10 protein-coding genes are annotated in these 13861 nt (G+C 67.9%); 5 read left to right on the forward strand and 5 right to left on the reverse strand.

All coding sequences use genetic code 11. The features are described from left to right. Nucleotides 1–12: 12 nt before the first annotated feature. Nucleotides 13–2088: an ATP-dependent DNA helicase RecG gene (recG, locus tag IEY58_RS03235; RefSeq protein WP_189042331.1), complete on the reverse strand. Its 2076-nt coding sequence runs from the start codon at nucleotides 2086–2088 to the stop codon at nucleotides 13–15. Nucleotides 2089–2126: 38 nt separating this feature from the next. Further along, complete coding sequence (locus IEY58_RS03240; protein ID WP_189042333.1) at nucleotides 2127–2603, reverse strand: hypothetical protein; 477 nt, start codon at nucleotides 2601–2603, stop codon at nucleotides 2127–2129. A gap of 206 nt (nucleotides 2604–2809) precedes the next feature. Between IEY58_RS03240 and IEY58_RS03245 the strand changes: the two genes are divergently transcribed. From IEY58_RS03245 to IEY58_RS03265, 5 genes are all read left to right on the forward strand, one after another. Continuing rightward, nucleotides 2810–3082, forward strand: a complete 273-nt coding sequence (locus tag IEY58_RS03245) for an FAD assembly factor SdhE (protein WP_189042335.1) — start codon at nucleotides 2810–2812, stop codon at nucleotides 3080–3082. A gap of 35 nt (nucleotides 3083–3117) precedes the next feature. Continuing rightward, nucleotides 3118–6681: a transcription-repair coupling factor gene (mfd, locus tag IEY58_RS03250; protein WP_189042337.1), complete on the forward strand. Its 3564-nt coding sequence runs from the start codon at nucleotides 3118–3120 to the stop codon at nucleotides 6679–6681. 16 nt (nucleotides 6682–6697) lie between these two features. Next, complete coding sequence (locus tag IEY58_RS03255; RefSeq protein ID WP_189042339.1) at nucleotides 6698–7729, forward strand: hypothetical protein; 1032 nt, start codon at nucleotides 6698–6700, stop codon at nucleotides 7727–7729. Between the two features lie 350 nt (nucleotides 7730–8079). Beyond that, nucleotides 8080–9210: an MBOAT family O-acyltransferase gene (locus IEY58_RS03260; protein ID WP_189042341.1), complete on the forward strand. Its 1131-nt coding sequence runs from the start codon at nucleotides 8080–8082 to the stop codon at nucleotides 9208–9210. Then, nucleotides 9197–10132: a hypothetical protein gene (locus IEY58_RS03265; protein ID WP_189042343.1), complete on the forward strand. Its 936-nt coding sequence runs from the start codon at nucleotides 9197–9199 to the stop codon at nucleotides 10130–10132. Before IEY58_RS03260 ends, IEY58_RS03265 begins: the two co-directional genes overlap by 14 nt. 22 nt (nucleotides 10133–10154) lie before the next feature. Here the strand turns inward: IEY58_RS03265 and IEY58_RS03270 are convergent, their stop codons facing one another. From IEY58_RS03270 to IEY58_RS03280, 3 genes are read right to left on the reverse strand one after another with little or no spacing between them, the layout of a single operon-like run. Beyond that, complete coding sequence (locus tag IEY58_RS03270; protein ID WP_189042345.1) at nucleotides 10155–10994, reverse strand: class I SAM-dependent methyltransferase; 840 nt, start codon at nucleotides 10992–10994, stop codon at nucleotides 10155–10157. A gap of 11 nt (nucleotides 10995–11005) precedes the next feature. Next, nucleotides 11006–13120, reverse strand: coding sequence for a hybrid sensor histidine kinase/response regulator (locus IEY58_RS03275; protein WP_189042347.1), 2115 nt, complete (start codon nucleotides 13118–13120; stop codon nucleotides 11006–11008). Next, a complete protein-coding gene (locus tag IEY58_RS03280; protein WP_189042349.1) occupies nucleotides 13120–13782 on the reverse strand; it encodes a DsbA family oxidoreductase in 663 nt (220 codons plus the stop codon). The genes IEY58_RS03275 and IEY58_RS03280 overlap by 1 nt, the downstream gene beginning before the upstream one ends. Between the last annotated feature and the right edge of the window lie 79 nt (nucleotides 13783–13861).

Below are 13861 nucleotides of genomic sequence, written 5' to 3' on the forward strand. Positions count from 1 at the left end.
TAGTTTCGACAGCTAGCCCGAGCGCAGATACTTCACCGCCGCATCGCGCTCGAACAGATAGAGCAGGATGCGCAGCGCCTTGCCGCGCGGGCTCGCGAGGTCTGGGTCGCGCGCCAGCACGAGGCGCGCCTCGTCGTGGGCGATGGCGAGCAGCTCCTGATCATAGGCGAGGTCGGCCAGGCGGAATTCCGGCATGCCGCTCTGGCGCGTGCCCAGCACCTCGCCGGCGCCGCGCAGGCGCAGATCGGCCTCGGCGATGAGGAAGCCGTCCTCGGTCTCGCGCATGATCGTCAAGCGCTCCTTCGCCGTCTCGCCGAGCGGCGGGGCATAGAGCAGCAGGCAGGTGGACGCCGCCGTACCGCGCCCGATGCGGCCGCGCAGCTGGTGCAGCTGGGCGAGCCCGAAGCGCTCGGCATGCTCGATCACCATGACGGTCGCGGCCGGCACGTCGACGCCGACCTCGATCACCGTGGTGGCGACCAGCAAGTCGGTGCCACCCTTGGCGAAATCCTCCATCACCCGGTCGCGCTCGGTCGGCTTCATGCGGCCGTGCAACAGGCCGGCGCGCGAGCCGAACCGCTCGGCGAGCCGGGCATGGCGCTCCTCGGCCGCGGCGAGGTCGATCGTCTCGTTCTCCTCGATCAGCGGGCAGACCCAATAGACCTTGGCGCCGCGGTCGAGCGCCCGCGCGACCGCGTCGGCGACCTCGTCCAGCCGCTCGACCGGCAGCACGCTCGTCTTGATCGGCTGGCGCCCGGCCGGCTTCTCGGTGAGGCGCGAGGCATCGAGATCGCCATAGCTTGTCATCTGCAGCGAGCGCGGGATCGGCGTCGCGGTCATGACCAGCACGTCGACACCGCGGCCCTTGGAGGCGAGTTGCACGCGCTGCTCGACGCCGAACCGGTGCTGCTCGTCGATGACCGCGACGGCGAGATCGGCGAAACGCACCTCGTCCTGGAACAGCGCATGGGTCCCGACCGCGAGCTCGATCGTGCCGTCGGCCAGGCCTTCCAGCACGCGCTCGCGCGGCTTGCCCTTGTCGCGGCCGGTCAAGAGCGCCATCCGGATGCCGGCGGGCGCGGCCAGCCGTTCGAGCGTCGCGAAATGCTGGCGTGCCAGGATCTCGGTCGGCGCCATGAGCGCGCCCTGTGCGCCGGTCTCGATCGCGTTGGCGAGCGCCAGCAGCGCCACCACCGTCTTGCCGCTGCCGACGTCGCCCTGCAGCAGGCGCAGCATGCGCTCGGGCGCCGCCATGTCGGCGCCGATCTCCTCGAACGCTTGTCGCTGCGAGCCGGTGAGCGCGAAGGGCAGGCGTGCCACGATCCTTTCCCTGAGGCGGCCGTCGCCGGCGATGACCCGGCCGGGTTGGCGCTTGGCGTGGGCGCGCACCAGCGCCAGCGCCAGCTGGTCGGCGAGCAGCTCGTCATAGGCCAGCCGCTGGCGTGCTGGGCGTTCGGGTGCCAGGTCTTCCAGCGTCTCGGGCCCATGCAGCGCCTCGATCGCGTCGAGCCATTGGGGCCATCGCCGGCGCGCGAGCAGGGCCGGGTCCTGCCATTCCGGCAAGGCCGGCGCATGGGCGACGGCGCCCAAGACGGCCCGGCGCATCATCTTCAAGCTGAGGCCGGCGGTGAGCCCATAGACCGGCTCGACCGCAAGCTCGATCTCGCCCTCGGGTGCCACATGGTCCGGATGGCTCATCTGCAGCTGGTCGCCGTAGGTCTCGACCTTGCCGCTGATGACGCGGACCTGGCCCAGCGGCAGGATCTTCTCGATCCAATCGCCGCGCGCATGGAAGAAGGTGAGCGTGATGTGCCCGGTCTCGTCCGAGCAGCGCACACGATAAGGCTGGCGCGAATTGCCCGGCGCCAGATGCTGATCGACCCGCACGGTCAAGGTCGCGATCTGGCCCGGCGGCGCGTCCTTGAGCTTGGGGGCGAAGCGTCGGTCGATCATGCCGACCGGCTTCGCCCAGAGCAGGTCGACGAGGCGCGGCCCGGCGGCGCGTTCGACCAGCTTGCCGAAACGCTGGCCGATCCCCTTCAGCGAAGTGACCGGCGCGAACAGCGGGAACAGGATTTCCGGACGCAAAGAGCGGGCACCGATCGACGAAAGGACGCCCGAGAGTTCTATCGCCCTAAGAGGCGACGCAGAAGGGCGAACATGCCACGCTGCGGCCGGTCTTCTCGCATGATCACATGATAATAGTGGGCGATGTTATCCTCGGGGCCTTGGACCAAGCGGTTTTGCACACGTCCCCACGGCCAGATGAGGCTGCCGGACTCGAGCTTCAGGCCTGGAAATTCCTGGCCGTCCATCGTGATCATCCCCCATTCGCCGCCGAGCTTGCGGCGAAGGAGCTCGCCCACATAGCTGCCGAACAAACGAGCGAATTCCATGACCTTCTCATCGGACGGTCTGGTGGGTTGTTCGAGATAACCTAGGTGCATGTCGGCCAGCACGGCCTCGACTCGATCGACGCTTCCGTCCGTCCAGTCGAGGACGATGGAGGAGCGCTTGCGGGCAAAATCGATCGCATCGAGCGCATAGGCCTCGGCCAACTGGGTCAGCTTAGTGTCGGGTTCGAACCGGGTCTGGCTTCCCATCCCGATACTCCAAGTTGCATCAGAGGCAGATTGCTCGTCGATATCTGCAACGTCGAGTCAGGATCTGGCAAATTCCGGCATCCGGACCCATATCGCGGTTCCGGTGTTGATCCCGATGGACTATCTGATACGCAGTCGCTGCGGAGCCGGCGGGGCCCGGGTTCGTGCTATGGGACGAGCCGTTTCGCGCGATCGCGGAGATTCTCATGACCCTGACCGATGACGAGCGCCGCAAGCGCCTTCTGTTCCGCAGCTGGCATCGCGGCACCAAGGAGGCGGACCTGCTCCTGGGCTCGTTCGCCGAGGCGCATCTCTCCGGCTTTTCGCCGGCCGATCTCGCCTGCTACGAGGCGCTCCTGGAGCAGAACGACGCCGACCTCTGGGACTGGATGACCGGCCAAGCCGATCCGCCGCCCGAGTTCGACACCGAGGTCATGCGCCAGCTGCGTGCGTTCCGCTTCACGGCCCGCCCGGCCTGATCGCCCCCAGCCTGATCACCGAGGTATCGCGTCCCGTGCAGCCGCTTCATCAACTGCTGGCGAAGCCCGGCAAGGTCCTGATCCATGGCGCGCCCGAAGGGCATGACGCCCAGACCCTGGGCCAGCTCGTCGCCGGCGGCTTCATCAAGACCCTGCTCCATGTCTGCCGCGACGACGGGCGGGTCGAGCGCTTGCGCTCGGCGCTCACGTTCTTCGTGCCTGACGTCGAGGTGCTGAGCTTTCCGGCGTGGGACTGCTTGCCCTACGACCGCGTCTCGCCCAACCCGGAGATCGTGAGCCGGCGCATCAACACGCTGACCCGGCTCGCGGGCGACAACGGCGACAAGCCGCGCATCGTCATCACGACCATGAACGCCCTGGTGCAGCGCATCCCGCCGCGCAAGATCTTCCGCGAGCGCGTGCTGACCTTGAAGGTCGGCGGCCGGATCCCGACCGACCGGCTGCTGTCGTTCCTGCGCAACAACGGCTATGTCCGGACCGATACGGTGCGCGAGGCCGGCGAGTTCGCCGTGCGCGGCGGCATCGTCGACCTGTTCCCGGCCGGCAAGGCGGAGCCGCTCCGGCTCGATTTCTTCGGCGACCAGATCGACCAGATCCGCCGATTCGATCCGATGACCCAGCGCTCCACCGCCAAGCTCGAGGGCGTCAGCCTGAAGCCGGTGAGTGAGGTGCTGCTGGACGAGCAGGCGATCAGCCGCTTCCGCTCGCGCTACCGCGATCAGTTCGGCGGTGCCGGCATGGACGACCCGCTCTATGTCGCGGTCTCGGAAGGCCGCCGCCATATCGGCATGGAGCATTGGCTGCCGCTCTACTACGAGAGCCTGGAGACGCTGTTCGACTATCTGCCGGGCGCTACCGTCAGCTGCGACTATCAGGCCGAGGACGTGCGCAAGACCCGGCTCGAGACGGTCGCGGAGTTCTATGCCGCGCGCCAGAGCATCACCGGTGCGGCCCGCGTCGACGCCGCGACGGTCTACAAGCCCGTCAAGCCCGACCAGCTGTTTATCGGCGACGCGGAATGGGAGCGCGTCCTCGCGGGCCGCGCCGTCGCCCAGGTGACGCCGTTCGCGCCGCCACCCGAAGCGGCCGGCGGCAGCTACGACGCCGGCGCCCGGTCCGGCCTCAATTTCGCGGAAGCGCGCGCCAATCCCAAGGTGAACGTGTTCGAGGTCGTGCGCGACCGGATCGCGGAGCTGCAACGGGCGAGCCGCAAGGTCGCGATTGCCGCTTTCACCAACGGCGCCGCCGAGCGCCTCAAAAGCGTGCTGACCGAGCGCGGCATCCGCGACGTCGAGCGCGTGGCCAACTGGGGCGAGCTGCAGGAACTGTCGCCCCGGCGCGTCGGCCTCATCGTCCTGCCGCTCGAGCATGGCTACGAGGTCGGCCGCCTCACGCTCATCGGCGAGCAGGATATCCTGGGCGACCGGCTCGTCCGGCCGAAGCGGCGTCGGTCGAACGTCGACAAGTTCATCGCCGAGGTCTCCACGCTTGCGGTCGGCGATTTCGTCGTCCACGCCGACCATGGCATCGGCCGGTACGACGGGCTGGAGACACTCGACGTCGGCGGTGCCGCGCATGATTGCCTCAAGGTGATTTACCAGGGCGACGACAAGCTGTTCGTGCCGGTCGAGAACATCGAAGTGCTGTCGCGCTACGGCTCCGAGGATTCGGAGGCGCAGCTCGACAAGCTGGGCGGCGTCGCCTGGCAGTCGCGCAAGGCGCGGGTCAAGCAGCGGATCAAGGACATCGCGGACCAGCTGATCAAGGTCGCGGCCGACCGCCAGGTGCGCGATGGCGAGACGCTGAAGACGCCGGAAGGGCTCTACGAGGAATTCGCGGCGCGCTTCCCCTATCCCGAGACCGAGGACCAGCTGAACGCCATCGGCGAGACGCTCGAGGACCTGGGCTCGGGCCGGCCGATGGACCGGCTCATCTGCGGCGACGTCGGCTTCGGCAAGACCGAGGTAGCCTTGCGGGCGGCCTTCGTCGCCGCCATGACCGGTGTCCAGGTCGCCATCGTCGTGCCGACGACGCTGCTCTCGCGCCAGCATTTCAAGAACTTCCAAGCGCGCTTCGCGGGGCTGCCGCTCCGGGTCGAGCAGCTGTCACGGCTCGTGCCGGCGAAGCAGGCGGCCGAGGTCAAGAAAGACCTGGCCGAGGGCAAGGTCGACGTGGTGGTGGGCACCCACGCGCTTCTGGCCAAGGGCGTCGAGTTCAAGCACCTGGGCCTGCTCATCGTCGACGAAGAGCAGCATTTCGGCGTGTCGCAGAAGGAGCGCCTGAAGCGCCTGAAGTCCAATGTCCATGTGCTGACGCTGACCGCGACGCCGATCCCGCGCACGCTGCAGATGGCGCTCTCGGGCGTGCGCGAGATGAGCCTGATCTCGACGCCGCCGGTCGACCGGCTGGCAGTGCGCACCTTCGTCATGCCCTACGATCCGGTCGTCGTGCGCGAGGCGATTCTGCGCGAGCGCAACCGTGGCGGCCAATGCTTCTATATCGTGCCGCGCCTGGCCGATCTCGACGGGGTCAAGGAGGCGCTGACCGCGCTCGTGCCCGAGATCAAGGTCGCGATCGCCCATGGCCGCCTCGGCCCGACCGAGCTCGAAGACATCATGACGGCGTTCGACGACGGCAAGTACGACCTGCTGCTCGCGACCAACATCGTCGAATCCGGGCTCGACATCCCGGCCGCCAACACGATGATCCTGCACCGCTCGCACATGTTCGGCCTGTCGCAGCTCTACCAGCTGCGCGGCCGCGTCGGGCGCGGCAAGACGCGCGCTTACTGCTATCTGACCGTGCCACCCGACCGGGCCTTGACCGAGACGGCGATGAAGCGGCTCGAGGTCATGCAGACGCTCGACACGTTGGGCGCGGGCTTCCAGCTGGCCAGCCACGACCTCGACATCCGCGGCGCCGGCAATCTTCTGGGCGACGAGCAGTCGGGCCATATCCGCGAGGTCGGCATCGAGCTCTATCAGCATCTCCTGGAAGAGGCGGTCGCCGAGGCGCGGTCGCGTGCCGAGGGCGAGGCGCTCGCCGCCGAGGACTGGACGCCGACCATCACGCTCGGCACCTCGGTGCTGATCCCGGAGAATTACGTCGCCGACCTGTCGGTCCGGCTGGGGCTCTATCGCCGGCTTTCGAGCCTGGTCGACCGGCGCGAGATCGACGGGTTCGCGGCCGAGCTCATCGATCGCTTCGGCCCGCTGCCGGCCGAGGTCGAGAACCTGCTCGAGATCGTCGCGATCAAGCGGCTCTGCAAGCAGGCGGGCGTCGAGAAGGTCGACGCCGGCCCGAAGGGCGCCACCATCGCCTTCCGCAACAACAGCTTCGCCAACCCGACGAAGCTGATCGAGCTCATCCAGAAAGAGGCCGGCACCATGAAGGTGCGGCCGGACCAGAAGCTCGTCTGGATGCGCAACATGGAAGAGGCGCCGGTCCGCGTCACGGCAGTGAAGAAGCTCTTGGCCAGGCTCGCCGAATTCGTGACCGCGGCGAAGCCCGGCGCGCCGGACAAGCTGCCACCGCCGACGCCGGTTCTGGTCAAGAAGCCGGCGCAGGCACGGCGCTGACGGCACGGGGGCGGCCGTGCTGCGCCGGACCGTCCGCCTGCTCCTGTCGGTGCTCGCGCTGCCGGCGCTGTTGCAGCCGGTCGGCGGAACGGCGGCGGGACCGACCGGCCTTGAGGGCGATGCCACTTTCGGCGACTACGACACCCTCTCGGCGGGGCCGGAGCTGGCGCGGCGCTCGCTCAGCCCGCTGAATGCGCTTCGGTTGCGCGCACAGATCCCGACCGGGCGAATGATCGATCTCACCCGGGAGCATTTCACGCTCTACGTACCGGCCGAGGCGCCGCCCGGGGGCTATGGCCTGCTCGTGTTCGTGTCGCCGTGGCCGAGCGCACCCCTGCCGGCGCACTGGGCACCAATACTGGACCGCCACGGCATGATCTTCGTCAGCGCGGCCAATGCCGGGAACGATGCGCATACGTTCGAGCGGCGCGAGCCGCTGGCCCTGCTGGCCGCGCACAATGTCATGATGCGCTACCCGGTCGATCCTGGGCGGGTCTCTGTCGGGGGCTTTTCCGGCGGTGCGCGCGTCGCGGGGCGGTTGGCGCTGGCCTATCCGGACCTGTTCCGCGGCGCGCTCCTGGCGGCGGGCAGCGATCCGATCGGCGAGGCGCTGCCGCTGCCGCCGGCCGATCTCCTCAGGCGATTCCAGGAATCGTCCCGGCTCGTCTATCTGACCGGTGCGCGCGACGAATTCCATGCGGCCGAAGACCGGCGGAGCCAGCAGTCCATGCGCGACTGGTGCGTCTTCGGGCTGTCGTCCGAGACCATGCCGTGGAGCGGACACGACGAGGCCGATCCGGCGGCACTCGATCGGGCGTTCGACGATCTGGCCAAGCCCGCGCCGGGCCGCGACCCGGCCGCGCTCGAGGACTGCCGAGCGCGCGTCGAACGGGATCTGGCAACACAGGTGCGGCAGGTCGAGGTGTCGCTGGCTGACGGTAAGCGCGACGCGGCCTGGGCGCTGCTTGTCAAGCTTGATGCCCGGTTTGGCGGCCTCGCCGCCGCGCGCACGCTCGACTTGGCCGCGAAGCTCGCCGCATCGCAGTGATTTGGTCTGCTGCGACACTCGGCAGCACGATTGCATAAAAAAATAGCACAAGTGTGCTACTATAATATGGCTGGAAAGTTGGGGCGGCTGCGCTACAACTTTGCATTATGACTTACGATGGTAATTCTGCAGCCGGCTTGTCGCTTGAAAATACAGCGACCAAGTCTCAATTTGCTGCAGTATTTTTAAAGATATTGCTATGCGCGGCTGGCTTCGGGCTCCTGGCGAAGGTCAGTGGTGTCGCCAATGCGCCGATAACACTTGGATTTTCTGCAACTTTTGGTTACGGAGCGGCGTTTGGCGCGTCACGGCTTGGGCCGGGACCCGCGCGCCGTCTGATCGGCCGGGCCGTGGTGCCGCTCGGGTTCGTTACCGTCGTCGGGCTGAACGTGTTCGGCCTCATCGGCACGCTCACCGGTGCCGACAGCATCCGCACCTTTTCAAGCCTCAGCCTTGTGGCGGCGCCGTTCTATTTCCTCTCGATCGCCGCCGTCATCGCCGATGTCGCGACGAGGCGCATCGCGTTGCCCAGGCCGCTTGACTATCTCACTTATCTGACGATGCCGTTCAAGCTGCTGGCGGGCCCGCTCGAGCAGCCGGGCTTGATCGCCCAGGTCAAGGCGTGGCAGCCGCGCCTGTCGTGGAGCCGGCTCGCCGTTGCCTGGCCGTGGGCGGCGCTCGGGCTCACGATGAAATTCGTCATCGGCAATAAGCTCACGCCGGCCGGCACGCTCGGCGCCACGGATCCGGTCGCCTCGATCCTGACGGCGGCCATCTTCGAGCTGCGCTTCTATTTCGATTTCGCGGGCTACAGCTTCTTGGGCTATGCGGGCGCGCTCGCCTTCGGTTTCAAGATCACCCAGAACTTCGCCCATCCGTTCTTCGCGCCGAACGTGGTCCTGTTCTGGCGCCGCTGGCACATGAGCCTCGGCCGGTTTCTGGCCCGCTATCTGCTGGAGCCGAACGTCGGCAAGATTCGCGGTCGCGGCGCCCGGATGCTGTTCACCAGCGCCATCTTCTTCGTGTCCGCCATGTGGCACGGCGGCACGATGAACTATGCGTTCTGGGGCCTGTTCCATGCGACCTGCTATTTCCTGTGGATCAGCCGATTGAAGCGCCGCTCGTGGCCGCGGGCCGTTGGCGTTCCGACGATGATTCTGTTCTTCATTGCCGGCCGGTACCTCGCGATCGAGGCCAGCCCGCACCGGCTCTTGGAGAAGCTCGGCAATCTCGTCAGCCCGGCGGCGTGGTCCGCGGATCTGGCGGCGCTCGGCACCCGGGTCCTGGACGTCATCGGCCCGCAAGGCCCGGCGCTCCTTTCGGCTTTGGCCTTCTTCGTCGTCGAATATCACTCGGTCAGGTACTACGGCCCGTCGCGGCCCTATCACAGCTTCCGCCGCCCGGTGGTCGCCATGCTGCTGCTGATCATCGCGCTGTTCTTCGGCTCTACGGGTGGGGGATTGCTCTATGCACGGCTCTAAGCGATGGACGCTGGCGGCCTTCGCCCTGTGGGGCTTCGGCATGCTGGTGGGCTCCGTGGCGCCGTGGGATGTTCTCGACGGCAGCCGTGCCTCGCTCGACGAAACGCGGCGGATTGCGGCGTCGATGGGTGGCGCTTCCGAGACGCCGCGCGTGCTGCTGATCGGCAGTTCGCCCGTGGAACTGGGGCTCTCTGCGGAACGAATTTCCGCTGCCACCGGCCTGCCGGCTTTCAACCTGGCCGCTGGTGGCGCACTGAGTTTCTTTCCAGAGTATCTGAATCAGGTCCTGCTGTTCGTGCAGCCGGACGACGTCGTCATCCTGTCCAACCCGAACTGGGTGAGCCGCAACGGCGTCCTGCTGGCAGAGGGCTGCGTCAGCCGGTTCAGCTTGGCCTGTGCATCATTGCGGCCGCATCCGCTGCCGCATCTGATTGAGTTCCTTCGGGTCGTGTCTGGACATTGGTCGAGCGCTACGGACATCATGCGAAACGATGTCGGCGACGTGGTCTCGTATCGCAGCACCAATGCCGCTGTGACGATTTCGACAATACCATTCCCCGGCGGTTACGCGAACGATGCGGTCGCGGAATTGCGGCAGGCTGTAGCGGCGATCCGGGCGAAGGGTGCGTGCCCGCTGCTGACGCTCGGACCCGTCTATGTCGATGCCCGCGACGAGGCGCGATGGCTGCGTGAGCAGCAGATCGTGGAGGCGCGGATCGCCAAGTTGGGCCTCGCGTCATCGGTCATCACCGACGGCGCGATCAGCACGGACCGGTCGTTGTTTCTTGACGGCTACGAACATCCCGCAGCGTCCGAGGGTGCGATCTGGACGGACCGTGTCATCGGTCGCCTGACCAGCCCGTCGCAGGGACCCTGTGCCGGAAGCCTGGCGAAGGCCGGACGGCCTCCCGCGCGGTCGTAGGGGGCCCTATCCCGTCCGGCGGCTACGCGCGCGCCTCGACATAGGCGAGCGGCACGGTCAGGTCGAGCGAGCCGGCCGCGGCGGCGTGGGCGTCGAGCGCTGTCGCCAGCCGGCGGAACACCGCCGGACGGTCCTCGGCGGCGACGAGGTCGCGCCAGTCGGGCAGGAAGCCCAGCCGGATGAAGCTGTGCCGCAGCAGGGCGGCACCGTCGGCGAAGCGCAGCATTGCCGTCTCTTCGGCTGTGCGCACGATCTCGAAGCCGGCCGCCTTCAACAGGCCGTGGAGACGGTCGAGGGTGCTGCGATGCGCGATGTGCCGGTCGAGGGCGCGCTGGGCCTCGGCACTGTCCAGCACCGACCGGAAGATTCGATAGAACTCCGCCATGTGCCCCTGCAGGTTCGTCGTCAGCGCCAGGCGGGCGCCGGTGCGGGCGACGCGGCGGCATTCCACGAGCGCTGCTGCCGGGTCGGCGAAATTGTTCACGCCCAGGTTCGAGACGATGAGATCGAACGAGCCATCGGCGAACGGCAGGGCGGCGCCATCGCCCCGCACGAATGTCACCTGGGCGACGCCGCGGATGCGCGCCTTGCGCCGGGCGCGGCCCAGCGCTTCGGCCCAAGGATCGAGGCCGCACACCATGGATCCGGGTCCGAGCCGCTCGGCGAGTTCGGTGGCAGGGAAGCCGGTGCCGCTTCCGAGATCCAGCGCCACGAGCCGTGGCGCAAGCGGGACGTGGCGCAGCAGCAACTGTCCGGCGAGCGCGGACCAGAGCGGCAGCTCGTCATAGGCATCGACGACCGCCGGGTCCGCGAGGTCGATGTCGGCGGATGGATCGGTGATCTGGTCGGGTTCTGGCGTCATAGCTCCCACGGTCAATCGATCTCGGCTGCGGCCGGCGCGACCCAGCGCGCGAAGGCCTGGACGAGCAGGTCGATGTCGACTGGCTTCGGCACGAAATCGTTCATGCCGGCCGCCTTGCAGGCGGCGATATCGTCGGCGAAGGCATTGGCGGTGAGTGCTATGATCGGGACCCCGTTCGCCGGCGCGGTGAAGGCGCGAATGGCTCGGGTCGCATCGAGCCCGCTCATCACCGGCATGTGCAGGTCCATCAGGATCGCGTCATAACGGGTCGCGGCGGCGGCTTCGACCGCCTGCTGGCCGTCGCCGACCAGGTCGCAGCTGTGGCCCAGGGTTTCGAGCAGCGCCTCGATCAGCAACTGGTTCATCGGCACGTCTTCCGCGACGAGGACCTGCAGCGGCCGCATGCGCGATGCGGTTGCCGTATCGCTCGACGGCAATGCGCGTTTGAACGGGACGGCCGGCGCCTTCGGCAAGGGCAGCTCGAACCAGAAGGTCGATCCTTCACTGTGGCGGCTCTCGACCCCGATTTCGCCCGCCATCAGCCGCACGAGGCTCGCCGAGATCGCGAGCCCGAGGCCAGTGCCCCCTTGGCTGCGATTGATTTGGCTGTGGTTGACCCGAGGCTCCAGCTGGTGGAAGCGCTGGAACAGGTTCGCCTGGTCCTCGGGCGCGATGCCGATGCCGGTGTCCTGGACCTCGAAGCGCACGCGGTCGCCACCGGCCGGCCGGACGCGAACTTCGACGCCGCCGGTCTGAGTGAACTTGATCGCGTTGGTGATCAGGTTGAGCAGAACCTGGCGCAGCCGGTTCGGGTCGCCGCGCACGAAGGTCTCGAGCCCCGCGTCCAGATGGCACGCGAGCGTCAGGCGTTTCTCCGCGGCCGCCGTCGTCATGATCGCAACGGCGCCTTCGACCAGGCTGCCGAGCTCGATCGACGCCTCCTCGAACGCCATCTTGCCGGCCTCGATCTTGGAGAAGTCGAGAATGTCGTTGATGAGTGCGTAGAGATGCCGGCCGGCATCGTTCAGCAGTTCGACGTAACGCTTATAGGGGGCGTCGAGCGGGGCCGCGCGCAGCAGCCGCGCGAAGCCCAGGAGCCCGTTGAGCGGGGTCCTCAGCTCATGGCTCATGCTGGCGAGGAAATCCGATTTTGCGTGGCTCGCGGCGTCGGCGCGCCGGGTTTCGGCGCTCAAGGCCCGACGGCTCTTCAGTTCCTGCAGCCAGCCGAACAGCAGCAGCAGGACGACGAGGCTGACCCCGCCCGCGGCATAGAGCAGGTTGCGGCGGAACTGGGCGCTCTCTGCGACGATGTCGTCGAGCGCCACGCCGGCCGTGACCACGATGGGGAAGTCGGCGAGCGTGCGATAGGCGTAGAGCCGTTCCTTGCCGTCGACGATGCTCACCTGCCAATAGCTGCCGGACGGGGCCCGGTCGATCTCCGACCAGAGCCGGGAGCCGTCCGAAGTCTGGCCGATGTAGTTGCCCTCTGGAATGCGCGCGCGGATGACGCGGTCGGCCGTGCCCGTCATCACCACGACGCCGCCCGGGCCGAGCGCCGACTGGTCGTAGAGCTGCTCGAGCAGCGTCACTTCGACCGAGATCGCGACGGCGCCGATGAGCTGGCCGTCGGGCGCCCGAACGGCGCGGGCGAAGGGCAGGACCTGCCGGCCGTTGCTGCGGGCCGCGACCGGTGCGCCGACGACGACCGCATCCCGAGTCTTCGGATCGATTGCCCGTTGGAAATAGGGCCGGTCGCTGAGCGTCATCGGCACGGTGCCGGCCCCGTTGATGAGGGTGCCGACGCCGGCCGGGTCGAGGACCACGATATTGCCGTGAAAGGCGTCATAGAGCCGCTGCCGGGTCGCGAGCGACGCGGTCCGCTCGAGCCCGTTCTCCTGGTAATAGGCGGCAAGGAAGCGCATCACATCGTCGATGAGGCTGAGGTTGCCCGAGACGAAACGGCCATAGGCCGTCGCGATTTCCTCGGCCTTGGCACGGGCCTCCTCGACCGCCCGATCGTGGATCGCGCTGACCTGGACCGCATAGGCGGTCCAGATGCCGGCCAGCAGCGCCAGCGCCACGGCCCACGCATAGAGGGGGCGATGCAGCCGGCGGACGCGGCGCATCAGTGGCTGATCGGTTCGGCCAGGGCCGGCGCCGCCGCTTCCTGCCGTGCAAGATCGAATAGCGGCAGGAAGAATTCCGGTTCCTGGGCGCCTGAGAGTGCATATTTGCCGTCGATGATGACGCAGGGCACGCCATTGATGCCGAGCCGGCGCGCACCGATGTCCTCGGCCAGCACCGCGGCGCGGTCTTCGTCGGCGGCGAGGAACGCCCGTGCTTCGCGCCGGTCGAGCCCGGCCTCGGCGGCAATGTCCGCCAGCACCTCGACCGAGCCGATGTCGCGGGCCTCCTCGAAATAGGCGCTGTAGAGCCGGGCGGTCAGCTCGGCCTCGACGCCGCGCCGGCGCCCGAGCCGCTTCAGCCGATGGGCGTTCAGGCTGTTGGGTGTGCGCGCGATCCGGTCGAAGTCGAAGCGGATGCCCTCGGCGGCGCCGGCCTCGCCGATCGCCTGGTAGATGCGGCCGGCATGAAACGCGCCGCCGAACTTCGCCATGAGATAGGCTTGGCGCGGCACGCCCTCGGCCGGCATGTCGGGGTTGAGCTGAAAGGCACGCCAAGTGAGTTGCGGCGGCGGCCCGCCGTCGCGCTCCAGGGCGCGTTCCAGCCGCCGCTGGCCGATGAAGCACCAGGGGCAGATGAGATCGGAGACGATCTCGATGAGCATGCCGTCGTCGCCCTACCGCTCTCGTTCGGCTGACAGCTTAGCTCATCTCGCGTCCGGCGCGAAATGCCTCGGCGCCGTG

Source organism: Aliidongia dinghuensis, from assembly GCF_014643535.1.
Classification (GTDB): Bacteria; Pseudomonadota; Alphaproteobacteria; order ATCC43930; family CGMCC-115725; genus Aliidongia; species Aliidongia dinghuensis.